Source organism: Segatella copri (assembly GCF_009494835.1).
Classification (GTDB): Bacteria; Bacteroidota; Bacteroidia; order Bacteroidales; family Bacteroidaceae; genus Prevotella; species Prevotella copri_F.
This window is the reverse complement of sequence record NZ_VZBE01000055.1, coordinates 118,596-144,913: the sequence shown is the minus strand read 5'-3', so window position 1 is coordinate 144,913 and position 26,318 is coordinate 118,596. Positions and strand designations below refer to the sequence as shown.

General features: G+C 40.6%; 21 protein-coding genes. 18 read left to right on the top strand and 3 right to left on the bottom strand.

The genetic code is table 11. The annotated features are described in order from the left end of the window. Window positions 1–4 precede the first annotated feature (4 nt). Together F7D47_RS07935 and F7D47_RS07930 are read left to right on the top strand one after the other, a co-directional pair. The gene (locus F7D47_RS07935) at window positions 5–988 is read left to right on the top strand and encodes a zinc-binding metallopeptidase (RefSeq protein ID WP_153086157.1); all 984 of its coding nucleotides are present in this window, start codon (window positions 5–7) and stop codon (window positions 986–988) included. A 7-nt stretch (window positions 989–995) separates the two neighbouring features. Continuing rightward, a complete protein-coding gene (locus tag F7D47_RS07930; protein WP_153086156.1) occupies window positions 996–2,306 on the top strand; it encodes a DUF4302 domain-containing protein in 1,311 nt (436 codons plus the stop codon). A gap of 1,070 nt (window positions 2,307–3,376) precedes the next feature. On the opposite strand, the gene F7D47_RS07925 is transcribed toward F7D47_RS07930, so the two are convergent. Continuing rightward, window positions 3,377–3,910 carry an outer membrane beta-barrel protein gene (locus F7D47_RS07925; RefSeq protein ID WP_153086155.1) on the bottom strand — a complete coding sequence of 178 codons (534 nt, stop codon included), beginning with the start codon at window positions 3,908–3,910 and terminating at the stop codon, window positions 3,377–3,379. 366 nt (window positions 3,911–4,276) lie between these two features. On the opposite strand from F7D47_RS07925, the gene F7D47_RS07920 reads away from it, so the two are divergent. The 8 genes from F7D47_RS07920 (at window position 4,277) to F7D47_RS07885 (ending at window position 12,702) form a co-directional block, all read left to right on the top strand. Then, the gene (locus F7D47_RS07920; protein WP_117693382.1) at window positions 4,277–6,409 is read left to right on the top strand and encodes a Tex family protein; all 2,133 of its coding nucleotides are present in this window, start codon (window positions 4,277–4,279) and stop codon (window positions 6,407–6,409) included. 14 nt (window positions 6,410–6,423) lie between these two features. Further along, window positions 6,424–6,708: a hypothetical protein gene (locus F7D47_RS07915; RefSeq protein WP_006848511.1), complete on the top strand. Its 285-nt coding sequence runs from the start codon at window positions 6,424–6,426 to the stop codon at window positions 6,706–6,708. Between the two features lie 297 nt (window positions 6,709–7,005). Beyond that, a complete protein-coding gene (locus tag F7D47_RS07910; RefSeq protein WP_153086154.1) occupies window positions 7,006–8,544 on the top strand; it encodes a hypothetical protein in 1,539 nt (512 codons plus the stop codon). Window positions 8,545–8,874: 330 nt separating this feature from the next. Beyond that, window positions 8,875–9,474: a hypothetical protein gene (locus F7D47_RS07905; protein WP_153086153.1), complete on the top strand. Its 600-nt coding sequence runs from the start codon at window positions 8,875–8,877 to the stop codon at window positions 9,472–9,474. A gap of 172 nt (window positions 9,475–9,646) precedes the next feature. Further along, window positions 9,647–9,931 carry a helix-turn-helix domain-containing protein gene (locus F7D47_RS07900; RefSeq protein WP_153086152.1) on the top strand — a complete coding sequence of 95 codons (285 nt, stop codon included), beginning with the start codon at window positions 9,647–9,649 and terminating at the stop codon, window positions 9,929–9,931. A gap of 5 nt (window positions 9,932–9,936) precedes the next feature. Beyond that, window positions 9,937–11,241, top strand: coding sequence for a DUF3987 domain-containing protein (locus F7D47_RS07895; protein ID WP_153086151.1), 1,305 nt, complete (start codon window positions 9,937–9,939; stop codon window positions 11,239–11,241). Beyond that, complete coding sequence (locus F7D47_RS07890) at window positions 11,228–12,184, top strand: BT4734/BF3469 family protein (protein ID WP_153086150.1); 957 nt, start codon at window positions 11,228–11,230, stop codon at window positions 12,182–12,184. Before F7D47_RS07895 ends, F7D47_RS07890 begins: the two co-directional genes overlap by 14 nt. Continuing rightward, the gene (locus F7D47_RS07885; RefSeq protein ID WP_228113405.1) at window positions 12,181–12,702 is read left to right on the top strand and encodes a DUF6291 domain-containing protein; all 522 of its coding nucleotides are present in this window, start codon (window positions 12,181–12,183) and stop codon (window positions 12,700–12,702) included. The genes F7D47_RS07890 and F7D47_RS07885 overlap by 4 nt, the downstream gene beginning before the upstream one ends. On the opposite strand, the gene F7D47_RS14770 is transcribed toward F7D47_RS07885, so the two are convergent. Further along, window positions 12,693–12,851 (bottom strand): hypothetical protein, encoded by a 159-nt coding sequence (locus F7D47_RS14770; protein WP_153133968.1) that lies wholly within the window; start codon window positions 12,849–12,851, stop codon window positions 12,693–12,695. The two genes, F7D47_RS07885 and F7D47_RS14770, sit on opposite strands and share 10 nt — an antisense overlap. A gap of 36 nt (window positions 12,852–12,887) precedes the next feature. On the opposite strand from F7D47_RS14770, the gene F7D47_RS07880 reads away from it, so the two are divergent. From F7D47_RS07880 to F7D47_RS07870, 3 genes are read left to right on the top strand one after another with little or no spacing between them, the layout of a single operon-like run. Then, window positions 12,888–13,289: a plasmid mobilization protein gene (locus F7D47_RS07880; RefSeq protein ID WP_153086148.1), complete on the top strand. Its 402-nt coding sequence runs from the start codon at window positions 12,888–12,890 to the stop codon at window positions 13,287–13,289. Window positions 13,290–13,302: 13 nt separating this feature from the next. After that, window positions 13,303–14,580 carry a relaxase gene (locus F7D47_RS07875; protein WP_153086147.1) on the top strand — a complete coding sequence of 426 codons (1,278 nt, stop codon included), beginning with the start codon at window positions 13,303–13,305 and terminating at the stop codon, window positions 14,578–14,580. Window positions 14,581–14,599: 19 nt separating this feature from the next. After that, entirely contained in the window at window positions 14,600–15,154 is a 555-nt protein-coding gene (locus F7D47_RS07870; RefSeq protein ID WP_153086146.1) for a hypothetical protein, read from the top strand. Window positions 15,155–15,202: 48 nt separating this feature from the next. On the opposite strand, the gene F7D47_RS07865 is transcribed toward F7D47_RS07870, so the two are convergent. Beyond that, window positions 15,203–16,522, bottom strand: coding sequence for a hypothetical protein (locus F7D47_RS07865; RefSeq protein ID WP_153086145.1), 1,320 nt, complete (start codon window positions 16,520–16,522; stop codon window positions 15,203–15,205). Window positions 16,523–16,670: 148 nt separating this feature from the next. Between F7D47_RS07865 and F7D47_RS07860 the strand changes: the two genes are divergently transcribed. From F7D47_RS07860 to mads6, 5 genes are all read left to right on the top strand, one after another. After that, window positions 16,671–16,898 (top strand): helix-turn-helix transcriptional regulator, encoded by a 228-nt coding sequence (locus tag F7D47_RS07860; protein ID WP_153086144.1) that lies wholly within the window; start codon window positions 16,671–16,673, stop codon window positions 16,896–16,898. A gap of 123 nt (window positions 16,899–17,021) precedes the next feature. Continuing rightward, entirely contained in the window at window positions 17,022–19,049 is a 2,028-nt protein-coding gene (gene mads2 / locus F7D47_RS07855) for a methylation-associated defense system DNA methyltransferase MAD2 (RefSeq protein WP_153086143.1), read from the top strand. Beyond that, window positions 19,046–20,425 carry a methylation-associated defense system restriction endonuclease subunit S MAD5 gene (gene mads5 / locus F7D47_RS07850; protein ID WP_153086142.1) on the top strand — a complete coding sequence of 460 codons (1,380 nt, stop codon included), beginning with the start codon at window positions 19,046–19,048 and terminating at the stop codon, window positions 20,423–20,425. Before mads2 ends, mads5 begins: the two co-directional genes overlap by 4 nt. Before the next feature lie 13 nt (window positions 20,426–20,438). Continuing rightward, entirely contained in the window at window positions 20,439–22,082 is a 1,644-nt protein-coding gene (locus F7D47_RS07845) for an ATP-binding protein (protein ID WP_153086141.1), read from the top strand. Between the two features lie 106 nt (window positions 22,083–22,188). After that, window positions 22,189–26,307 (top strand): methylation-associated defense system protein kinase MAD6, encoded by a 4,119-nt coding sequence (gene mads6 / locus F7D47_RS07840; protein WP_153086140.1) that lies wholly within the window; start codon window positions 22,189–22,191, stop codon window positions 26,305–26,307. Window positions 26,308–26,318: the final 11 nt, after the last annotated feature.

Genomic DNA, 26,318 nt, shown 5'->3' with positions numbered 1-26,318 from the left:
AACTATGAAATATATAAAATTATTCATACTGATAGCGTCAGTCTCTCTGTTTGCTGCCTGCTCAGACGATAGTCTTGATTCTAAGAGTATTTTCGATACGCAGAATAAGGAAGAGCAGAATGACTTTGACAAGTGGCTCAAGACCAACTATGTGGATACCTATAATATCCGCTTTAACTATCGATATAGTGACAAGGAGACGGACAACAGGTATAATCTTGCACCTGCCGATTTTAATAAGTCTAAGGCATTGGCTATTATGGTCAAGCATATTTGGCTGGATGCTTATAAGGAAGTGATGGGCGATCAGTTTATGAAGACCTATTCTCCTCGTGTGATGCAGTTGGTTGGTTCTGCAGCTTATGATTCCCAGTCTTCTATTGTGATGGGTACTGCTGAGGGTGGCTTGAAAGTAACTTTGTATAATGTAAATATTATCGATGTTGATAATCCGATCATAGATCCAGAAAATCCTTTCGTTGACAAGAAAAAAGGTACATACGATCTGAACTACTGGTTCTTCCATACAATGAATCATGAGTTCTGTCATATTCTGACTCAGAAAAAGAATTATTCTACTGAGTTCCAGACAGTTTCTGCCGGCAAGTATCAGACTTCAGGTTGGGTGAATGTAGAGGATAAAGATGCTCCATCCATGGGATTTGTATCCGGTTATGCCAGCGGTGAGTATAATGAGGACTTTGCTGAGATTTTTGCCCAATATGTAACCCATTCAGAAGCAGCATGGCAAAAAATACTGCGTGCAGGTATTGTATACGAAACAGATGAAAATGGCGAGTATGTGCTTGATGCAGACGGCAATCCTATAGTGAAGGATGCAAGTGGCTATAAAGCTATTATTCAGAAATTTAACATTCTCAAGGAATATTTTGCCAACACTTGGGGCATGGATATTACCAAGCTTCGTGAAGTTATCTTGCGTCGTACGGCAGAAGTAAAGGCAATGGATTTAGAAACATTAAAGTAAGACGGATATGAAAAAAATATATAACATATTATTTGCGCTGATTGCGGTCTTGTCTTTCACATCTTGTTCCAACGACATAGATGAAGTGTTCGACAAGTCTTCTGCAGAGCGAGTGAATGATGCAATTGCAGAGTATAAGACGGTTCTTACTTCTGCAGAGAATGGATGGCTGATGAAATATTATCCTAAGGCTAATACCAAGTATGGTGGATATAATCTGTTGTTGAAATTTGGAACAGATGGAAATGTTACTGCCATGAGTGATGCTTTAGGTGCAGATACGAAAGCCACCTCACATTATAAATTGGAGCAGAGTGCTAGTATCGTTCTGTCTTTTGATGAGTACAATAAGGTGATTCATTTCTTCTCTGATCCAGCCAATCCCGCAGGCATTGGCAACAATGGTAAGGGCATGGAAGGTGACTTGGAATTCAGGGTGCTTACCGCCACTGCTGATTCTGTTGTCATGCTTGGTAAGAAGCGTGGTACAAAAATTGTGATGACTCCAATGGCGAAGGATGCCGATTGGACTGAGACCATAAATCAGATAGATGATTTGGAGCAGGAGATGCAGTTCCCTAAATATACTTGTGAGGTGAATGATGTCAAGTATGTGGCAACAACAAGCTATCGTACCATTACTTTCACTAGTTCTAATGCCGAGGATGGCTCAACCACGATACCTTATATCGTAACAGACAAGGGTATTGAGTTTTATAAGCCAATAACTCTTAATGGTATTAGTATCAAGGGATTTAATTACAAGGGAGGCGATAACTATGAGTTTGAATCCTCAGATGCCGCTGTAAAGATGTTGGGCGTTGTTCCTCCTATCAGTGAGCAGGTTATCAGTGGAGACTGGTTCTTCTCTGTAGCTAATATGGGTAGCTATACTCAGACATATTGGAATGCTGGTAATGAGGAGGTCTCTAAGCATTATTCTCCTTGCAATTATGCTGCTTTTACCACTTCTACGTTTGATGGATATGCAGGACATTGGGGAATCTTGTTCAATGTGGCAGGCTATGGTTCGTTCATAGACATTACTCCTACTATCGTTGACGATGATCATATCTCATTTGCTTGTCCTGGCAAGTTTGGCTTGAATGGCCAGTATTTCTATAGTTGGGGCCAGATGTATATGATTTATGCACTGACTGGCGATGAAGGAAGTCATGCAGCCGGCGTGGCCAAGACTTATAAAATCGAGTTGCTGGAAGGTACAACGAAACAGCCTTCTTCTATAAAGTTGACTGATGAGAGTAATCCAAACAACTGGTTTGTCTTGACAACTAGTATGCCAGAATCTCTTTTTTAGAGTTCATTCATCATGAAATAAAATTATATACATAATGTTTAATAGGATTCTTTGTGAAAAGAATACATAAAATCTCTCGTCTGGGGGCGTGCTCATTTAAGCACGCCCCTTATTTGATTATAGTGCTTTCTTAAGATGCTTATACGCAATATGCACCTTCCAAGGTGCATATTTATGTTTTTCCTTTCAAAACTCCAAGCTTTTTGCTTATTTATTTTTGCTAAAAAGTTTGCTATGCTCCCTATTTCGTAGTAACTGCCGGAGTTTTTTATCAGTATGTTGCGTTTATTGCCTAGTTATGGAAGAGTATTCTGCCGAGGAATAAGTTGGCTGTTAACCAGAAATAGTGTACAGGCGGATGTAGGACAGCTGACTAGCCATACACTCGCCAGTTGGCTGTTCTACTGCAACAGTCAGCGTAAATGCCTGAATTATTGTTGTAAGTAAGGGATAAGAAAATACTCTTCACTCTTCACCTTTCCTTCGGAATCCCCAGTGTTTATGGGCGTTTCGAGGGGTGAAGAGTTCTTGGGCACTCTTCACCCACTCTTCACCACTCTTCACCCTGGCTGGTTCGGCGGAGAGTGTGTCATAAGTTTATGATTCATCCTCTTCTTGTTGTTGGAAGAGTAAGGATATGTTGTTGTAAGAGTAAGGATATGTTGTTGAGACAGTCTGTATCTTCGGTCGCACAACAGCTGTTGTGCGCTTGCATAGCAGCTGATATGCGCATGCACAACAGGTGATGTGCATGCGATGGTCAACTGTTATGCACCAACATCCAGACTTATGACACACCCTCCTCAGGGACACCTAGCGGTCTTGCGCTGCAATTTACGCCTGCTGGTCTTTGGAATCGGTGAAGAGTGGTGAAGAGTGGGTGAAGAGTTGCTGTAAACTCTTCACCCCTCGGAATGCCGATAAACACAGGGGTTTCCGAAGAAAAGGTGAAGAGTGAAGAGTAAAAGCGTGTTCGCTTGCAGATAAAAAATGGGGCGCAAGCTGTTTCCATGAAAGGAATCGCTTGCGCCCCTGATATTATTGCTTATGAGTAAATGAGCATCCTAAGATTAGAACTTGTAGATAGCACCAAATGAAATGTTGCTTGCATCTACGTTAAGTCCGAATGTTGATGAGTTGTCACCATGGTCAGGAGAATAACCTTTGTAACCGAGGAAACCTACCTTTGTGATGAAGTTTACGTGGTCTGAAAGCTTAACAGCCAAACCTGGCTTGATGCCTACCTCGTAATAATCGCCACCGCCCTTGCTGTAACTGCTGTAACCGATTGTACCCTCTACGAAGAGGTTAACCAACTTGGTTTCTACGGCTGTGTAACGTACGTAAGGAGCTACAGTGAATGTTGTAGATTCACCTACAGGAGAAAGCTTGCAAACTTCGCCCTTCTTGATACCAATCTCGAGACCAGCCTCCCACTTGTTGTTGAATTCGTAACCGATTTCAGGCATCAGGGCGTAAGCTGTCTTGCTGTCACCATCACCGATCTTGTTGCTGGAAATACCAGCTGTACCACCGATGTAAACCTGTGCGCTAGCGCAAACTGAAACGAGAGCCATAGCAAGGCTCAACATAATCTTCTTCATAATCAATCTTTTCTTTTAATTATTACTTTCTTTTATCACTCTAATCAGGTAGCTTTTCAGCCCCTTTATTTATGATAGCAAAGCACATCCCAGACATGCCCTGCACTCTCTAATTCAGCGGCAAAGGTATAGGAAATAACTTAAAACTCAAAACTATTTCTCAGTTTTTCTTGCAAAACAAGCCGTATTGTTGATGTAAATCAAGAAAACCGGGCATGCTGAATGTATCTAAAGCTATTTCTGCTGCAAAGCTACGATTTTTTAGTGAAACCGCCAAATAATATGAGGGAATATTTGGGCAAACCAACTTTTTTCTCTATCTTTGCATGAACAAACAGTTTGAATCTTTTTTTATTAATATCATAAATGAATCAATTTACAAAGCTGATAGCAGCCCAGCTCAATCTGAAGGAGCAGGCTGTAGAAAATACTCTGGCGCTGCTCGAAGAGGGCTGCACCATTCCGTTTATCTCGCGATACCGCAAGGAGAAAACCGGTAATATGGACGAGGTAAACATTGAAGCCATCGCACAGGCTAACGAGAAACTCTCTGAGATGGCGAAGAGAAAGGAGACTATCCTCAAAACCATCGAGGAACAGGGAAAACTCTCGGATGAACTGAAAAAACGCATCGAACAGTGCTGGGATGCCACCGAACTGGAAGATATCTATCTTCCTTATAAGCCTAAGCGCCGCACCCGTGCACAGATAGCACGTGAGGCAGGTTTGGAGCCTCTGGCACAGTTGCTCCTCTTCCAGCGTGAGCGCAATCCGGAACAGGCTGCCAGAAAGTTTGTGGGCGATAAGGTGAAGGATGTGGAGGCTGCACTTCAGGGAGCCAAGGACATCATCGCCGAAACCGTAAGCGAGAATGAGCAGAGTCGCAATCAGATTCGCGGTGAGTTCAGACGCGGTGCCATCATCACTTCTAAGGTGGTAGCCAAGAAGAAGGATGAGGAAGAGGCGCAGCGCTTCTCCGACTATTTCGATTTCTCAGAACCATTGAAGAAATGTTCTTCGCACCGACTGCTGGCTATGCGTAGAGGCGAGGCGGCAGGATTCTTGCGTGTCAGCATCTCGGCTGATGATGAGCAGTGTCAGGATAAACTGAAGCGCCACTATGTACATGGTTTCGGTGAGTGCCAGACGCTGGTGGGTGAAGCGGTGGATGATGCCTTCAAGCGACTGCTGAAGCCTAGCATTGAAACCGAATTTGCTGCGCTCAGCAAGCAGAAGGCGGATGAGGAGGCTATTGTGGTCTTCGCCGAAAACCTGCGCCAGCTTCTGTTGGCGGCTCCTCTCGGACAGAAACGCGTGATGGCGGTTGACCCGGGTTTTGCCAATGGTTGCAAGACTTGCTGTCTCGATGCGCAGGGCAATCTGATTCATCATGAAATTGTTTATCCTCATCCTCCCCGCAACAGGAAGAGCGAGGCAACGGCTGCCATCCAGCGTATGGTTAAGATGTATCAGGTGGAGGCAATGGCTGTAGGTAACGGTACGGCAAGCCGCGAAACCAGCGACTGGCTGCATAGTATCGATTTCGTTCATCCGGTAGATATCTATGTGGTGAGCGAGGATGGCGCTTCTATCTATTCGGCTTCGAAGATTGCAAGAGATGAGTTCCCGGATGAGGATGTTACCGTGCGTGGTGCTGTGAGCATCGGACGAAGACTGATGGATCCGCTTGCAGAATTGGTGAAGATTGATCCGAAGAGCATCGGTGTGGGACAGTATCAGCATGATGTGGACCAGACTCAGTTGAAGAAGAGTCTGGATACAGTGGTGATGAGTTGCGTGAACTCGGTGGGTGTCAATCTGAATACCGCATCGCAGCATCTGCTGACCTATGTGAGCGGTTTGGGACCTACGCTTGCCAAGAATATCGTGGAATATCGCCGCGAGAATGGAGCCTTTGCTTCCCGTGCCCAGTTGAAGAAGGTGCCACGTCTGGGTCCTTCGGCCTTTGAGCAGTGTGCCGGCTTCCTCCGCATTCCAGGCGCTAAGAATCCTTTGGATAACAGTGCCGTTCATCCGGAGCGCTATGCGCTGGTAGAGCAGATGGCGAAAGATCAGGGCGTAACGGTGAAGCAGCTGGTAGAAGACAAGGCGCTGCAGAAGAAGATTGATATCAGAAAATATGTGAGTGCCGAGGTGGGTATGCCTACTTTGACCGATATCATGGCTGAGCTTGACAAGCCGGGCTTGGACCCTCGTGGTGAGGTAGAGAAGTTTGAGTTTGATGCCAGCATCAAGGAGATAGAGGATTTGCAGGTGGGCATGGTTGTGCCGGGCATTGTTACCAACATTACCAAGTTTGGTGCCTTTGTAGATATAGGTGTCCACAACGATGGTCTGGTTCATGTATCCCAGATGTCAAACCGTTACATTCAGGATCCTTCTGAGGTGGTAAAGCTTCATGAGCATGTGATGGTGAGAGTGGCAGAAGTAGATTTGAAGCGCAAGCGCATCGCCTTGTCGATGAAGGGCGTGAAATAAAAAGGATATTCAGAATGAATCAGAATAATAATGGTGATGCTCTCTTGGCAGGGGGCATCACCAGAGATTGTATAGAGTCGGCATATTGCTTTATTCATCAGAAGCTCAGGGTTTTTGAATTTTCCACCAATCCTACGCAGCGTGATGATATAGAGTATGCCATCGCCCAGTATGTAGAGGGCATGAATCCGCAGCTCTATCTTCTTCTTTCGCAAGGCAGAACGGAATTCCTTCTAGACCATGTGAATTTTGAAAAAGATATGCGCGAGGCACAGGAAAAACTGGAAGGGATGATGTAGGTCTCTCTCTGTTTTAGGAGAAGGATCTGACAAAAAGGTGTAAAAAGACAGGTAGTTATATTAAAAGAAAATGCTAAATAGTTATATATTAACTACTTAGCATTTTTTTTGTGCGCCTGATAGGCACATTTTAATGAATGGTTGTTGAAAATATTGAAATTTGTAAGTGCTTGACAATCAGTAAAATTTGTGATTTTGTTCTTTCATAAAGTATCTTAAAAATACATCAGATCTCAAAGATGTTGCCAAAATGTTGCCAAAAATATAGTATCTTTGCACCACCAAATTAAGACAGTTATGGCTAGTATAGAATTAAGTTTATCAAGCAAGGAAAATAAGGTGACACATCGAAGCGAAATACTCATTCGCTTCGTACCTTTCCGTGGGGCTAATCTTAGGATAAAGAGCGGTTTGTTTATAACTCCTAAGCACTTTCGCTATTTTATCAATCGCAATAAAACTCTTAGTAAAGGAATCGTGGTACCAGAAAAGGTGCTGTCTGTTACAAAAGAGGAAGCGCAAAAGAGAGGATATGAGTTGAAATCTTATGGAGAGATTGTTGTCGCTGACCGTATTATGACACCTGAGGTTAAGAATTCTAAGCAGCAGAAGGAGGTGCTTGATGGTTTACTGACTGCAATCATGGATGCGTTTGCGATAGCTCATAAAGATGATGTTGATGCTGTATGGTTGGATAAAGTGGTTAATCGCTTTCATCATCCGACCCGACAACCTGCAACGAAAGGAAAGAGAGGAAGAAAAGCGAAATCTATCTATGATTTAGCAGAAGAGTATCTGGAGAAGAAACGTTTTTCCTATGACCATACCAAAGCTTTTCGTGTGTTGGTTCGTGACTTAGCCAGATATGAAGCCTTCAAGAAGAAGGTGATGCTGGAGAAATTTGCTTGGAATATAGACAAGATAACTCGCAAGGACATAGAGGATTTTGAGGAATATCTTCGTAACGAGAAGACTCTGTCGGAGAAATATCCAAAGCAGTTTGAAAGTATTTTAGAAGAGTATCCAGCTGAAATCAATGTGGTGCATACGGTGGTTAAGCTACAAGACCGTGGTGATAACACTATAATAAAGCTCGCTAAAAAGTTCAAGGCTTTCATGCAATGGTTGTATGAGACGGAGAGAACAACCAATCGTCCTTTCGATGGTATCAAGATTGGAACCGAAAAATATGGTACACCATTTTACTTGACAAATGAAGAACGTGATTTCGTTGCAGAAGCAAATCTTGCAGAAATGTTCGAGAAGTTGGAAGATGAGGACAAGAAAATATGTTCTAAGCTCCCTCTAAAAACATTGGAAACGCAACGTGATATATTTGTTTTCCAAAGTTTGGTAGGTTGCCGTGTGGGAGACCTTATGCGATTGACTTCGTTGAATATAACTGGTGATTTCTTGGAGTATGTTCCAAGTAAAACGGCAGATGAGGATGCTCCAGTAAAACCTCGTGTTCCATTGCATCCTTGCGTAAAAGTATTGATAAAGAAGTATGAGGGTATTGATAAGAATGTACGTTTGTTCCCTTTCATCAGTCCGCAAAAATACAATGATGCCATCAAGGCTATATTGTTGATTTGTGGTATAACCAGAATAGTTCAAGTTCGTAATTCAACAACTGGAGAAACGGAGATGAAGCGCATTTGTGATATTGCAAGTTCTCACATGGCTCGTCGTACTTTTGTTGGTACTACTTATAAGCTAGTGCATGATCCTAACATTATTGGTAGAATGAGTGGGCATGTGGAAGGAAGTAGAGCATTCAATCGCTATCGTCAGATAGACGATGATATATTAAAAGAAATTATTAATCGAATATAGTTATGTTGAATTTATCGAAAAGAAGACGGAGACCAGACAAACTTGTATCTATATATACAAATGTAGATACATATTATAGTCATGTATGTACCTTTAAAAAGGACAAAGTCACAGTTGTTATGACGAATAAAACTTGGCAGAAATTGCAGAAAATTTTTGCGATGTACAAAAAACAAGTTAGTAAGTCTGATAGATGGCGATATGCAGCTAAATTACGTTTTTCTTTTAACGTAAAAGAAAACTCTTTGGAGAACTCTGCTTTGTTCCGTATTTTTTTGCAATGGATTTAGAGAAGCTTATAAATACTTTTTCTATGACATAATTTGTTTTATGACTTCTGTCAATGCTATAGAAAATCAGATAAAAGCATATCGCAATAGTAATAGAATCCAATCTTTGGATTTTGAGCTAGATGAGGAAACTAATTCTGTACAAGATTTCGTTGGTTATTGCTTTGATTTGGGACAGATGGCTGCTGCAGAATATGCTCTAGCAAAATTTAAATTTCGAGAACAGGCGTTTGTGAAAGTAGATGATTTGAGAAATTTTCTAAAGTTAGACAGTGACTCTCTAAAAGAGAATGATTACATACAAAAATACATAGATGTTGGTTTGGAATTTATAAAAAAAGATGATAAATATAGACCAAAATGGACTGCTGCATTTATTTATTTTTTGAATGAAAATAGTGATATTAAGACACGTGTGGCGGAGGATAAAGGTACTGCTGTATATAATACAGAGATAATGTCTCTTATGTGGAAAGAAGTACATGCTGATGGTACTGAAGTGGGGGATTCGAAAGCTAAAGAAAGCTTTGTGAAGGCTGTGCAACGATATTTAAGAAGAGATGACGGAAATCCACGTAAAATCAAGGATGAAGATTTGCAAATATTTGCAAATCAATTGAAAAATAATGGTTTACTGTAAAAAGAAGTGTTCCTAATTTATAGGAAATATTTTCAGGAACACTTTTTCCCTTTTTCCTTTCATTATTCTATTGTAATTTTGCAGCGCAATTTGATTTCAAGACCTTATATTCAATTACAGTTTTGAAGGTTGTGGAAGAGCGTTGAAGTTTAATTTAAAATTATAATAGAACATGAAAATTTCAGAAATGGTAAATCAGAACTATCCTTTCCAGGTGGTTCTGAATGCGGCGGAGTTGAAAGAACTTCTTCTTGATTGGAAAGAGGAAAGTGAGTTGAAGCGCAATAAGGAGCAACAGTCTCTGATGACTCCAGATGAGGTGGCAAGTAAGTATCGTGTATCAAAAGTGACGCTGTGGCGTTGGGATAAAGAAGGATTGCTCAAACCTATCAAGATGGGGCGAAAGTCTTTCTATCGTCAGTCGGATATTGAGCGAGTGTTTGATCTTAATAAATAAGGTGTATGCTCAATATCAATCAACATTCGTTGGATTCTCCACCGAAAGAGTTGCCAATCTATGCACTTCGTTGGGAGGTGCAGAAGATAATTGAGCACTATGCAGAAGTGTTTCAATGTCCCCAGGATTTTATCACTTCTGCGGTGTTTGGTATCGTTGGTACGATGTGTGGAAAGCATGTGACAATCTTTGATGGCAAGTATCGCAATCATCCCAGTCTTTGGATTTGTCATGTTGCTCCCAGTGGTTCCAACAAAAGTTCGCCAATCAAAGCATTGATGCAACCATTGCATATAGAAGAAAGCAGGCGTTATAAAGAGTTCCGAGAGAAATACAAGGAGTTCAAGCGTAACCCAGAAGCAGAAGAACCTACTTTGGCTCAACTGATGGTTTCTGATGTGACACCAGAAGGATTATATAAAATCTTTGATGGTAAGGATGAATCTAAAGAAGGGCTTCTTTTATACAGAGATGAAATCAAGGGTTTCATTGATGACATGGGGAGGTATCATAACAGTGGTGAGATAAGTAACTATCTATTCATTTGGGATGGTACAACGTTCTCCGTCACTCGCAAGACTCAACCACCTATTTATATAGAGAATCCTTTTCTGTGTATTATGGGTGGCATCCAACCAGATGTATTTGGTGACGCTTTCAAGAGAGAGATGGCAAGCGTGGGATTTGTACAAAGGTGGTTGTTCGCCTATCCCGATGTAATAGAGAAGGCTCTATACTCAGAGACTACGCTAAAAGTTGAGTATGAAATGGCGTGGAAAGAAATCTTTTCCAAGCTATTGAATATTTCTGATGTGGAACTTACGCTAAGTCCAGGTGCCAAAGAAGTTTACATAGTTTATTACAATGAGACGATAAAACGTACCGATGATTCCGACTCCTATATGTCGTCAATGCTGTCTAAGTTACGAATCTATGTGTTGAAGTGGTGCGCTGTTACTCACATCTTGGCTTGCATGGAAAGTGCAGGTGCTGGACAATACTTTGTTTTACCGAGCTCCAAGGAAATTTCTGCAGAGGAAATGGAGTACAGTGTGGAATGTATGCGTTACTTTGAGCATTGTGGAACCAAAGCATTGAATCTCATAAGAGGTGATAATTTGCCAAAGAAACTTAGTCAGGAGCAATTGGTTGGTGAGCTTGTAGCCCATATAGGGGTTGATAGGATTAATATCACAAGGTTTGCTGATGCACTGCAAGTTAGTCGTCAATATGTAAGTCGAATAGTGAATAAGAAGTCTAAGTTGCGTAGTTGCGGTGTAAATATGGAATATCATAATGAAAATCAGTAATATAGATGCATCCGCAACCGCAACCAATAAAAATGAAGTTGTTATGAACATATTTTCAACAAATGTGTCTGTTTATGATGGTGTGACAGATAATAAAGGAAGGGTTATGTGTCTTAGGGATTTTCTCTTTTCCCATGAGCATCAGTATGAAATTCAGATGCTTCGACATCTTGAAAACAAAGAGGAACGTGATGGTTGGAAGAGAAAACTGCCACAAGCTACGATTGGTGGAGTGTTTCAACCAACGAGGGCCATTCCGAATCTGCAAACTAGTTCTGGACTGATATGTATTGACATTGATGCTAAGGAAAATCCGGAAATATCAGATTGGGATGATTTGAAGAACAAACTTGCCGTGATACCCCAAATAGCATACTGTTCTTTGAGTGTTAGCGCAAATGGACTCTTTGCAATTATCCCATTGTGTTATCCGGATAAGCATTTGCTTCATTTTCGTCAGTTGCAATCTGATTTCTGGCGAATGGGTATAATCATAGATGCAGCTTGTAGTGACATCACAAGAATGAGATGCATAAGCTATGATACGTGTCCTTTGATTAATGAACAAGCTATCCCTTATGAAGGAATTTACGTAGAACCACCAAGAAGGAAGAATACTATTCGAGTATGGGATAATGCGGAGAATGACATTATTTCGGAAGTTGCAGAATGTTGTAGACAGATACAATGGTATGGCATTGATATAACACGAGGTTATGATCAATGGCTGAAAGTGGGCTGCTCGCTTGCCTCAATTGGTGAGGATGGAAGACAGTTCTTTCATGTATGTAGCCAACAAAACTTGAATTATAACGAGTCGAAGACGGATAAAATGTTCACCGATCTCTTGAAGCGAAATTACCAAAATATCAATATTGGGACATTCTTTTGGATTTGCAAACAAAACAATATTCAAATCAAACATAATTATAAAGAAAAATGAAAACAATTACATTACCAACTAGTCTTTATTTTGCCTTGGTGCAAATGGAAGACAAAGATGCAGGGCAGATAGCCAAAGCTATTGCTCGCTATGTGGAAGAGGAGAAGGAACCTTCTTTTTCCAATTCCCTCTTGAAGGCGTTCTTTACGCTTTTTCGTGAACAAATCGATGCACAGCGCAATGCTTATGAGCAGCGACGTGTAGTAAATGCGCAAAATGCTCAGCGTAAGTCGGGTAAGAAACGAGTTGCAACGAAAAAGAGCGAATCGCAACCAATCGTTTCTGTCGTTGAATCTCCAACTGTTCAGTCAATGGCTTTGCAGCAAATCGTTAATGTTTACCCTAAAGTCGGTACGTATAGTGGAGAATCCCAAATTGTATGGGACTCGTTGACCGAGGATGAAAAGAAGCGTGCCATAGATTTCGTTCCTGTGTACATCGAACAAACCCCAAACTCTTCAGGTCAGTTCTATCTGAATCAGTATTTGAAGGCTAAGCCTTGGGAGATTCATGGATAAGTAAGATAGACAAAGTAGTGTTCAAGCTGAGGTAACGACTTTTCTGTTGCGAGATATGCCGAGGTATTACCTTCACTGCGTTCGGTCTCCTCTGCGTTCTCGCATACCATCTTGTGGATGGATATGAAGTAGGTCGTTCGCAGGCTCACAACTTGATGGTTTTATTATGAATAGAAAAAGAAAATATGAAGCAGAACAAAAATATAATTCCGTTAGAGAAAAAGCGTAATCGTGTTGTTGTTACCAAGGTTTCAAAGTATGAATATGACAAGATTTGTTTGATGGCAAAGCGATGCGGAATGAGTATTAGCAGCTTGGTTCGTGCTCGTTGCTTGGATTATAAACCGGTTTATAAGTTGTCACCAGAGGACTTGAAACGATTGAAAAATTTGGCAGATTGCCGTACTGATATGGTCAATTTTGCAAATGCTTTATCGGGCTTGACGAACGAGGAAAAGTTTGCGCTCTTCCGAAATCATCGTATGATGCTGCAGTGGTACGAGATGGTTTCAGACATAACAAAAGCTGTTGCGGATTACCTTCGCTCAGTGCAGAAAGTGAATGAATTTCCTACAAGTACAACATAAAAAGTAGTGAAGTATGATAGCAAAAGCAAAGTCAATATCGCATGGCATCAACGCCATACGATATATGAGTGGTGAGTCTGAGAATAAGAAACATCCTGAGAAAATATACCATGTTTACAACCAATTCTTGTCGGATGATATGGATGCAATGGGGATGTGGACGATGATGAATTTTGCTTCCATGAGAAAGCCCAATGTGAAGAACAATGTGATTCGTTTGGAGATAAGTCCATCGAAGGAGCATACCAAAGACTTCTCCATGTCTGATTGGCGTAATCTTTGGAATGAGTTTGTGCATGAGTTTGACAATCTTGAAATCCATGATGCCAATGGCAAGTTGGTTTCTGGTAAGACGAACTTGTCTGATAGTATGGCTACTGTTTGGCTTCATATGGAATCGAAAAGTGCCACACCTCATCTTCATGCAGCTGTTTGTCGGGTTGACCAGAATGGGCGTGTCAATAACGATCATGCCATTCATCTTCGTGCTCAACGAGCAGCTGAGGTTATTGCTCGAAGATATGGTTGGACTACGGCTTGTGAGATTCGAGACAATAATCTCAGGAAAGTAAGCGATGACTGTATGGATATTTTGAGATTGATGCCACAATGGTCATGGAACGAATATGCTTCCTTGCTGAAGAGCAGAGGATATGATGTCCGATTGCGACGTGATAAAGAGGGGGTTGTTCGTGGTTATGTCTTGGCGAAAGGCAATGCCAAGTACAAGGCTTCTGAGTTAGGGTATGGTAGAAAACTAACAGCAAAGAACATTGAGAATACATGGAAATCGCTACATCCGCAAATGAAGACAACTCCGATTTCGATGCCTCCTAACCCAAAAACATCTGGTAGAGCTTCTGTTGGTAGTAGCGTGTTGAGTTCATATACTACAGAGAATAGAACGATAGGTTCAAAGAACTCTGCCTATACGTCTCATGTAATTTATGATGACTATAAGGAAAGAACTCCTGAGACATCACGTGTTGGCATTGATTTAGGAGGTGAGCACTATGACCGCTTTATTCCTAAGGAGATTGTTCGCTATTTCGATGATGAGTTTGATTATCGTAGTGTTGCCAATTGGAAAGAGTTGACTAATCTTGCTACTGCATACTTCGCTATGCTTGCTGCACCCAACGTTTCCGTTTCTGGTGGTGGAGGTAGTAATGGCAACGACCTCAAATGGGGACGAGACTCACGTGAGGATGAAATGGAGTGGGCACGTCGTTGTGCCCAGGCTGCTATCCATACATTGGGTAAACGACCAAGATATGGAAGACGAAGATAACATTATAATATAATAAAAAATGAAGAAATTTGATACAGATGAACTTCGAGCGCAATTGGAGACTTTTTCGCCCGAACAACAAAGAGATGAAGATCGTGAATTGTTCAATCAAGACATAGGTGATTTCCAAAAGTCAGCAAGGATTGTTGAGCAAAGTGTTAGTCATTGTCGAGAGATTTCAAGACAAATTGATGCATCTACTGCAAAAGTGGAGAAGATACTTCCAGTATTACAACAAGCAAGTACTGTTCGTGTGGATGAAAATATCAAGGCGAGCATTCAAAATGTTGCTGCAAAGATAGGCGGTGATGTAGCTGATGTTTTTGGCAAGAAGGTGCGAGCTGTTCTTGATGATGTGGATAAAGTTTCAAGAAGAGTCTCAATTCCAATAGATTATGCCTTAGTGTATTTGGTGACAATGTTTTTTGTCATCATTATTTTGGTCATGGTTGTATGGGTTAATGCTGCATTTGTGCATTCTGGAATCATCTGGACTGTTCTTGGAGGTGGATTTGGAGCAGAGATGTTTGTCATATTGCTCGTTTGGTATTTACATCGTAAGGGATGGGGATAAGAAAAAGTCTGCATATTCCTTTGTCGGAAATGTGCAGACTTGATTCTGTTATTGGGCATCTTGTTCACCATGTGAATATAGACCGATTATTTTTTTGAGCAAATCTTTACTGTTGATTTCTACGTCCTTAGATTTTTGCTTCATGGTAGAGAATGCAATAAAAACAAGAAAAGATTTCAAAATAGCGTTGTCTATGTCTACCGAAAACAGATATGAATGATATTCTATTTGTTTGAAAGCGGTCAAAATCAGAAATATGACGTAAAGGGCGCTAAAGATAAAGTTGTAATTTTTAGGAGACCTGATATAAAGAGCTAACTCCTCATTATAAGTTTCATATTTATGATTTCCCCAGTTCCTGAGTGGTGAATTTTTTATGATTCGTTTTGTAACCTTTGGGGCATGAACGCATATGATTTCAGATATGGTTAATAAAAAAAACAATAGAGTGTGATAACTGATAGTGCTATTTGTCAGGAATTTTATAATATGAATAATGATAAGAGAAACTCCAGCTGTCATGAAAATTGGAAGAATTAAACCACCCCAGATGACCATTGCTGGTTGGGCTAATTTTGTTATAACTCCCAAAAAGATAATAGGCATATCTACAATCCAAGTTAGAGTTTTGACTTTTATACAATTTCCGAATAACTTATAATAAGTGAAATGAAAGCAACTGTAACCTATTACACATAGAAATATATATTTTATATTAAAATGAATGAATGTCCAAAAGACTAAAACTGCGAGAATAGAACTAATTAGGATGGACCCAATGATGAAAAGATTAAGTTGTGTATTTACAGATAAAGTCAATTTATTTGCAAACTTCTTTATGGAATAGTATGGTATAATAGCTTTTAAAGCCTCTTCTTCTTTACAAGCGTTTGGGACACTTTGTAATTCATAATATCTATGTTCATTAAGGGTATGAGGCATTAACTCATATTCTATTACACTTCCATCCGAAAAAAGAACAAGAATATATGTTCCTTTGATTCTTCCATAAGTTCCTTGGGCATGATAAAATACGCATCTCTTCTTCTCTTGAATATTGTCATCTTGCTTGGAAATATAAGCGTTGATTTGGGCGTCGAGTTTTGTTTTGACTTGCTCCAAAAGAACCTTGTCTTCCTTTTTCTCGTTATTAGTTATTTGATAGTAGTCAATACAGAAAACGATGGCTGAACCAATTAAACCAATAAACATGAAGCTTTCGTGCCAAAAAGAGGATATGGTAAAAGAAGCTATGAGTAATGCTAAAATGACAAATGCACATGTCATTATGCTTTTTGAGTCGTCTCCTTCCCATAGGAAACAAAGATTGCCATTTTCGTTAATCCAATTCTTTTTCTGTTCTTCCATAATTACTTTTTCTTGCAAATATACGGAATTTTCCCATAAAAATGCACAAAACACAATAAATTTAACCTTAAAGTATCAAAAAAGTGCATTTTTGTGCAATAATTAATTGATTTTTCTTATCTTTGTGGCATATTAAAGATATAACGTTATGGAGAAAACGAAGAATTTGAATCGGTTAAAAGTCGTGTTGGCTGAAAAACAACGGACGAATAAATGGCTGGCGGAGCGGTTAAGCAAAGATCCTGCTACAGTGTCGAAATGGTGTACCAATCGAGCACAACCAGGTTTGGAAACGTTATACCAAATAGCATTATGCTTAGAAGTGGACGTAAAAGACCTGCTTGTATCAAACATGGAAGAGAATATAATTTATTGAAAATAATTTCCCATTTGGCCAAAATTACAAAGTTAGCTCCAAAATCTTAACCATGCAAGGTTATAATGTAAGATGGACTAACATGGATATGGCTATGTGGGCAAAAATGAATACTTTTGCATTATGGCAAATTCGGACAATAATACTGCTTCTCAGAACGAGATAGTTTTGGGAGAGAATGAAATGGTGTGTTCACTCACCAATCGTGTAGTGAAAGCCACAGATAAGGAAATGACATTGCAGTCGATGATTGCAATGATGACGGAAGAGTATGGTTTCGCTCCTGAGGACATGGAGCGTGACTATAAGGTGAAGTATGAGGATATGGAAAGCGGAAAGACCAAGACTCAAAAGGTGGACTTGGCAATCTTTAATGCTGGTCATGCTCATGATGCTGATGAACTCATTCGTTTCATTGTTGTTGCCAAGGATGCGAAGGTGAAACCCAACGACAAGAAGAATGGCGTAGAGGCTACTACAGAAAACATCTTATGTACCACGGATTGCGAGTTTGCCTGCTGGACTAATGGTGAGGATTTGCAGTATGTGCATGCTTTTGAGGATGACTTTGGACAAGTGACCTGTGAGGCTATATCCGACTTCCCTGCTGAAGGTCAAACTCTTGAAGACCTTGAGGCACAGGGAGAGCGTGCTGTGCCTCGCAAACCAGCTAATGAGTCACTTGTAAAGACTTTCAAGCGTTGCCATGATTACATTTATGGAAATGAGGGAATGAAGAAGACTGCCTTTTGGGAACTTCTTAACTTGATTTTCTGTAAGCTCTATGATGAGAAGCGTCGCTTCTCTGATGCAAGGGAAGGTATCAGCTACCGTCGTCGTTTCTGGGTGGGTGTGAAAGAGCAGAACACACCTGAAGGTCAGCATGCTGTAGCGGAGCGTATCAAAGGCATTTTTGAAGATTTGAAGGAAAGTAATATCTTCAAAGATGTGTTTGATGGTAATGAGCAGATTATGCTTTCCGACCGTGGTCTTGCCTTTGTGGCAAGCGAGTTGGCAAAATATTCGTTCCTTGATGCTACAGTTGACGTAAAGGGCACAGCCTACGAAACCATCGTGAGCAACACCTTGAAACAGGAGGCTGGTCAGTTCTTTACACCTCGTAATATAATTAAATGTATGGTTGAGATGCTTGATCCCGACCAGAACTGTCGTGTACTGGATCCAGCGTGTGGATCGGGAGGATTCCTTGTGATGGTGCTCGACCATGTGCGCCATAAGATAGTCCGCAATTTCTACCCGGAACTTGACGACTTGCACCTTGAAGCTAAGTTAAACTCTGCTGAGGTGGATGATGCAGTGCGTGAGTATGCCGAGAAGATGATATTTGGTTTTGATTTCGACCCTGACTTAAAAAAAGCAGCACGTATGAATATGGTGATGGCTGGTGATGGTCACTCAAACATCTATAACATCAACTCACTCGACTATCCATTTGGCAGTAAACCAGATGTGCCTCACATTGCCGAGGCTGTAAATGAGAGTATTAAGTATAGTGTAGACAAAAACTTCCATTTCGAGACTCCAAAAAACAATGCACAGGGCAAGTTTGACATGGTATTCACCAATCCCCCGTTTGGAACAAAGGTGGAGGTTGACCAAGAGATTGCTGCACGCTACGAGCTGAACAGTAAGGCTCCAGAGGTACTATTCATAGAGGCTTGCTATAACTTCTTGAAACCTGGTGGCAAGATGGCAATCGTGTTGCCTGATGGCATTTTGGGCAATCCAAATACGGAGAGTGTGCGTTTGTGGATTCTACATCATTTCAAGCTACTTGCCAGCGTGGATTTGCCAGTAGAGACCTTCTTGCCACAAGTAGGTGTGCAGGCATCGCTCTTGTTCTTGCAGAAAAAGACCGATGCTGAAATGCTTGTGCCTATTGAAGATGAGGACTATGATGTATTTATGGCTATCGTAGAGCAAGTAGGCAAAGATCGTCGTGGTGTGCCTGTTTACGAAAAGGACGATGATGGTGCCGAGATTCTGTTTGAGCATTACAAGAAATGGCTTGCATATGCAGATAATGGTCGTGAGATAGTAAGACAACGTAAAGAACGCATCAAGCATTTGGCAGATGATTTACCAAAGGTGGCTAAGGCGTATAAGGAATTTAAGAAGGTGCACAAATGAAAACTGCAATAGTAAAAATTAATGCCGTAAGAAGCATAAATTATCGCACAGATGCGAGTTATCATCTGAGTGAGGGACAAAATGTGCAGAGAAGTATTGCTGCATCCCCTTATCCTTTAATAAAGGTAAAAGAAGTAGCAAGCGATATTTTTATAGGTAATCGTGCCAAACGTGTATATGTAAAAGACATTAAGCATGGTATACCTTTTCTTAGCAGCTCTGACATATTGAAAGCTGACTTGGACAATGTGAAGTTGGCATCAAAAAAATATACGCCAGAAATTGAAAGAATGAGTCTTAAGAAAGGATGGACTCTTATTTCACGTTCTGGTACTATTGGAAATTGTGCGTTCGCTAACGCGAAACATGCTCAGAAGCTTGCTTCTGAGGATGTTATTCGGCTTGTGCCGAATAACATCCTCAGAGGAGGCTTGGTATATGCATACCTTGCCTCCAAGTATGGACATTCATTGTTGACACAAGGAACATTTGGAGCTGTTATTCAGCATATTGAGCCTGCGTTTGTTGGGTCTATTGCAATTCCAAAGTTTCCTGAATCTTTCCAGCATGAAGTAGATGATTTGATACAAGAAGCTGCAAGATTAAGAGAAGAGGCTGCGGATGCGATGGAGGAAGCAAAGGGTAAAATGCGTAGATTTGTCAATTATAGTTTCATCAAGAAATTCTATAAGACAGGTTGGGTTTCATCTAAAGATATATGCAATTCTCTTCAACATAGACTTGATCCGCCTGCACTGATGAATGATGGAGTGACCACAATGAAAGAAGTCACTTCACGCATGAAAAGTGAGAATATCGCAAATATAAAGGCAACGGTTCGTCGCCCTGGTATTTTCAAGCGGAGCTATGTAACCAATGGCATTCCATACATTAAAGGGTCGGAGATTTTTCTTAATAATCCTTTTAGAAGATGTGCCCACTTATCACGTACAAAGACACCTTTTATAGATGAGATGATTCTCAAAGAAGGACAAATTCTCATTACATGCGCAGGTTCTGTTGGAAATATTAAGATGATTACCAAAGAATATGAAGACAAGAAAGCTATAGGTTCACAGGACATCATACGTCTTTCGTCAGATGATGAATTGTATACAAAAGAGTATCTTTTTACATATTTACAGATGCCCTTTGTGTATGACTATATTCAATCAATGAAATATGGATCTGTTATTGAGCGTATAGAACCATTTCATATAGAATCAATTCCTGTAGTTACCCCAACAAAAGACTTGTCTGAAGAAATAACGTCAATCATTCAACGTTATATGGATTGCACATACCGAGCGTTTAATGCTGAAGAGAAAGCCATCTCTATGGTTGAGCAAGAAATAGAGAAGTGGAACAAACATTAAAGAAAGTATTACGATGAAAGAAAATAGTTTATACGATCGTAAATCCCTTCGCACAGTGTTGGGTAAGACTGCCGATTTTAATGAATTGGCAAAAGACTGCGTTGCTTTCAGTAATGCTCAAGGTGGTGTGATTGATATTGGCATTGAAGATAAGGATACACTGCCTCCTGAAGGTCAAACTGTTCCAGACGGACTTACCACAACTATAGTGAACAAGATAAGTGGACTGACGAATGCAGTTACTGTAGCCGCAGATGTATGTATAGCAGATAATAATGCAGAATATATAAGGTTGAATGTGCTGCGTAGTTCGAATGCTGTAAGTGTAACTTCGTCGGGAAAAATATACATAAGGATTGGCGACAATAGTGCACCTGTAGGTCCTGAGGATATAGCACGATTGGCAGAAGACAAAGGTTGTATCAGTTGGGAAGATACAGTGACTACTTATAATTGGCAAGATGCTGATTCTGAAAAGCTGCACAACTTGATACAACGGATTAAGGCTTCGGATAGAGTATCTGCATTTGTCAAGCAAAAGGACACAAAAGAAATGCTGGATTATTTTTATATGACTGATCCTGAGAGCGATAAGCTCACCAATCTCGGTGTCTTGTTTATAGGTACGCAGCCACAAAGGGGACGTATTCAGAATGCTCCAGTAATACAGTGCATCAAATATGACCAATATGGAGAGAAAGTCAACAAATGGTTATGGGATGACTATACGAAGGATCCTTCTGAAATGATATCTGATTTATGGGACATTGTGCCAGAATGGAAAGAGAGTACAGAAATCAGTGATGGTATGTTCAGAAGAAACATTCCTGCATATCCAGAAAAGGTCATTAGAGAGTTGATTGCGAATGCGCTCGTGCACAGACCATATACAATAAAGGGTGACGTGTTTATAAACATTCATCCCGATTATCTTGAAGTGATTAATCCTGGCAGATTACCATTAGGTGTAACTGTAGAGAACATCTTGCATACGACAAAGAAGCGTAATGACCACATGGCAAACCTCTTCTATGTGCTACATCTTATGGAACGTGAAGGGTCTGGCTATGATATGATGTATGAAACGCTCCTCGCCAATGGAAAGACAACACCCCAGGTTACGGAAGGTGATGATTGGGTGAAAGTTAAAGTGCAGCGCAAGGTGATCAATCAGGAAATGATAAAGGTGATACAGTTTGCCGATCAGAAATATGCTCTCAAGCAAAAACAATTGATTTGTTTGGGACTTATCACCTTGCATGAGAGTGTGACAGGTTCGCAATTAGTACAGCTGCTCCATCTCAAAGATTCTGACGCTTTACGGCCTTGGCTTCATCCGCTTATAGATAAAGGATTAGTGTTGCCTACTGAGGCCAAAACAAAGGCAAAAGAATATCGAGTGAATACCATGCTGCTTAAAGAAAGCCAGTATAAAGGACGCACTACACTGAAACGAATTGAAACGTATCGAATAAAAGAATTGATAGTTGAAGATTTGAAAATATACAAGGAAGCGACAAAGTCAGAAATTCAATCTCGTATTGGTGAAGAAATACCACCCAAGAAAATATGGGAACAGCTAAATGTACTCATATCAGAGGGAAAGGTGAAGTCTATTGGGCAAAACAGATGGAGAAAATATGTACTTGTGGAATAGAAGCCTTCCGTTCTATTTTCCATAAAAATGCGGAATAACTGCATTTTGGAAAATAGAATGGAAAATAGAATAGGCAAATCTGTTAAACAAATAAATGACATAAGATATGGCACAACTAAGAAACCCCATACATGATGATGGTCCTGTAAATGCTGGCGAACAGCGTTTACTAGACTTTCTTATTGTGAGGTTACCAAACAATTACATAGTCATACCTAATCTCAATATATCCATAACTGGGCAAAACCGAGTAATGAAATATTGGGAATATGACTGTATTGTGATAGCTCCACATGCAGTTTATCATATTGAGAACAAGGATTGGGGCGGAAATCTCGAAGGCGACGACTGGGCATGGTTCCGTAGTGGTCAGGAGGTTGCCAATCCTCATAAGACCGCTGGCTTGAAGAGTCGTATTCTTGCAAGTAAGATAAAGAATCAACATCCAGATTGGCACTTTGGGCAGATTCTGACAGCTGTGACTCTGAGCAACCCACGTCAGTCTAAGTTTGGACTTGATCCAACGTGCGATTGCTACAAGCAGACTTTTACGTTGGGCAATGACCTTGTTGAGTTCTTGACTAACCCTGAACTTGTTGGACGTAATCCTGGGGCAATTTTAGATTTGCAAAGCAAATTGACCGATTTGCTGACAGGACAGTCTGTGGAGCGTCGTAAAACGGAGCGCAAGGAAATTTTCAACTATCAGATAGAAGAAGTGCTTCAGGAAGCCGAGAATTTTACCGAATATCTGTGCGTTCCTAAACTCATTGCGACAGCACATTATAAGGTACGTGAATATCCTCTTGACGTAGCTGGTAAAAGTCCAAAGGAATTGGATAAACTTGCTCTGAAAGTTCAGAACGCAGGTATTGCACAAGAAAAAATAGGTGTATCTCCATATATCGTCAAGACAGAATGCCGTATGAATGAGGAGCAAACATATTACTACGAAATCAGCCGATATCAAGATGAGAGCTCGCTTCGTAGTAAGCTCCGTCTGAAGACATTCAAACAGACCGATAAAATCAGCATTATTCTTGATGTGGCGCATGCGTTAAAAGCTGCACATGCACAACAAGTCTATCATCGTGATGTTTGTCCTGAAAACATCTATGTATATGAAGGTGGTAAAGCTGCGCTTGCCAACTTTGGCATGGCATGGTTTGTTGAGCATTCTGACTTTAGCTTTACTGTAAAAAATGATGTAAACATGAAGTCTCCATACTCTGCACCTGAGTTTATGGAAAATGATGTATGCTCTGGTAGTGACATCTTCTCCTTGGGTGTAATCTTCTATGAATTGATGGTAGGCAAGTTGCCATTTGATAGTAGCTTTACATTCATGACTGCTTTAGGAGGTAAACTGACAGAGGACTTGATGCCAAGCAAGGTATCAAAGGATTTGCCTGCATGGATGGACGAGGTGGTGAAACATACCATTGTTGGCGATCCTGAGGAACGTTGGCAAGAGGCTGACGAACTAATTGAGTTCATCAACGATTCGTTGGAAGAAGAACAAAAGAAGTCAATTCAATCTGTTCATACTTCAACAGGGGCAAAGCCAGAGGAGAAAACTTGGTATCTGAAAGATATGAAACCTGGTGTTAAGGTTACTCCTTCCATGACACTGCATGAGATACTTGGTAGAGGTGGATTTGGACGTGTTTTCAAGGTGTGGCATGACATGCAGAAACAGTATCTTGCCATCAAAATATTTGAGCGTGATGCATCTGTGGATAATGCCATCAACGAATTTGAGGCATTGGAGACTCTGCACCATCCTAATATTGTTGAGTTCAAGTATAATGACAGAACCCAACAAGGATTGTTCTATACTCTGATGGAGTTGCTTGATGGTGAAAACCTTCAGAACTACACCAGAGGCGACTTGCGTTTGCCTGTTGATGAAGTCTACAAAATGGGTACTCAGATACTTGGTGCTCTCAAATATATGCAGGAAGAGCAAAATCCTCCAGTGTATCACAGAGACATCAAGCCAAGTAACATCATGTGGCATAAGCGTCAGCTTTATAAGCTGATAGACTTTAATATTTCAACAACCACAGATGACAAGTCGTTTGGCGGTACGTTCCCATATATGGCTCCTGACCTTGTGGTGAGTGGTAATAGAATTGATTGGGACAAGTCGGCAGATACGTTCGCCTTGGGTGTTACCATCTATGAACTCTTGGCTCATGCTTATCCATGGCCTGGAGGCAATATGCGTCCAAATATCCATGTGCAGCCTACTGATATTCGTAAATATAACGATAAGTTGACAGATGGAATCGCAGAGTTTGTGATGAAGTCTATTATGACTGATAGAACAAAGCGATTCACCTCTGCCAAGGAAATGTTAGAGGCTTTACAGAATATTGGTGTCGATGGAATATTGAAAGATACATCTTCTATTCTTGACACGCCTTCTGTAAATGCCAATCCTGTTGATTACATCAATTCTCTCTACAGTCAAAGTCGTCATGGAAATAGCGGTACTCGTGCAGGCTCGAAAACCCATGCTTTTGATGACCTTACCTATTCTGAGACTAAACTTGACAAGGAACTTATCAAGGACATCAAGGACTTGAAGTATAAGTTGATCATCATTACTGGTAATGCTGGTGATGGTAAGACCGCTTTTATTCATAGAATCGAAAATCAAGGAACTGACAAGGTTGCATATGAATCAAACAATGGTTCTTGTTTTAACTTGGGTGGAGTACGATTTGAATCAAATTATGATGGCTCGCAGGATGAAGATGACAAGGCCAATGATGAAGTGTTGGCTGATTTTTTTGCTCCTTTTGGTAATTTGACAGACTATACGCAGGCTGGAGAAGGACGTGTTATAGCTATCAACGAAGGTCGATTGGTTGATTTCCTTTCTACAAAACCAGAGTTTAGAAAGCTTCAGGACAATATTGAGGAGTACTTTTATCAAGAAGGTCATGCGGAGCTTCTTCCTGGTTTGATGGTCATCAACTTGAACTTACGTTCAGTAACAGCTAAAGATGGTAAGACTCCAAGTTTGCTGGCTCAGCAGATTAAAAAACTTACACGTCCAGAGTTGTGGACAAGATGCGAAGGATGCCCAATTGCAGATCGCTGCTATATCAAATATAATGTAGATACATTCCAAGATAGTAGTGCTGGGGATGAGGTAATCAATCGTCTTGAATGGTTGGTTCGAACCATCGTGTATAGACGTGAACTCCACATTACCATGCGTGACCTCCGTTCTATGATAGCATGGATGCTTACTCGTGACTATTCATGCGATGAAGTGAAGCAACTTATAGAGTATGTTCAGACAGAGCAACTTCCTGAGTTCTATTGGCTATATTATTACTTTAATGTTACGGCACCAGCTGCAAGACCAATGAATAATTGTATGCTGCCATCTCTTGACTCGAATGACCGTTTGGTTAAACTTCTTCGTGAAACAGATGTTGCTGGTGTTGCGCTTCCTGCTTTTGATCGTGACTTGTATTATCGTAGCAAGAGACCTGAAGAATATCTGATATTTAGTGATAGAAAGCGTAGCCTTCTGAATGATTTCAATGAGCATAATGACTTTATTCCTGCCTATGAAGTAAAGTCTGATGTCATCAGAATGCAGGCTACAGGTCGTCACAAGACGTTTGTGCGTCATCAATACTTTGAGGGAACAATAGATTTCCGCAGACGTTTGCCATATCGCTATGTAAGTAAGTTTGAGGAGCAGCTTCGAATGGAAGATGAAAATGCTCTAAACGAAACTATGCAAGATTTGGCTCGTGCTATTTCTGCAAGTGAGGGATGTGACAATGCTCAGTTGACGGAAGGCTATCTTTTGTTGGCAAGTTCGAATGTGGTAGATCCTATCTCCAAAAGCTATCGTCGTTTCCCATTGGAAGAGTTTGAACTATTTGTGAATAAGACAGACCACTTGACAAAGTATATTGAGTATGAGAGCGATAGTCTTACTTTCCGACATAAGAAGGATAAGTTTATCCAATTGACAGTCAGCCTTGACCTCTACGAGATGTTGCAATACATTCGTGCAGGTTTCAGTCCTTCAGTCAATGACTTGCGAGGTCGTTTTATCGAGTTGCAGATTTTCAAGAACCTCTTGGAAGCTAAGACATATTCCGAGATTCTTGTAACAAAGAACAACAGAAAGTTCACTGTAATTCGATTGGACTGCAATAAACATATTAAGATTGAACCTCTTAACGCATAAAGAATACGACT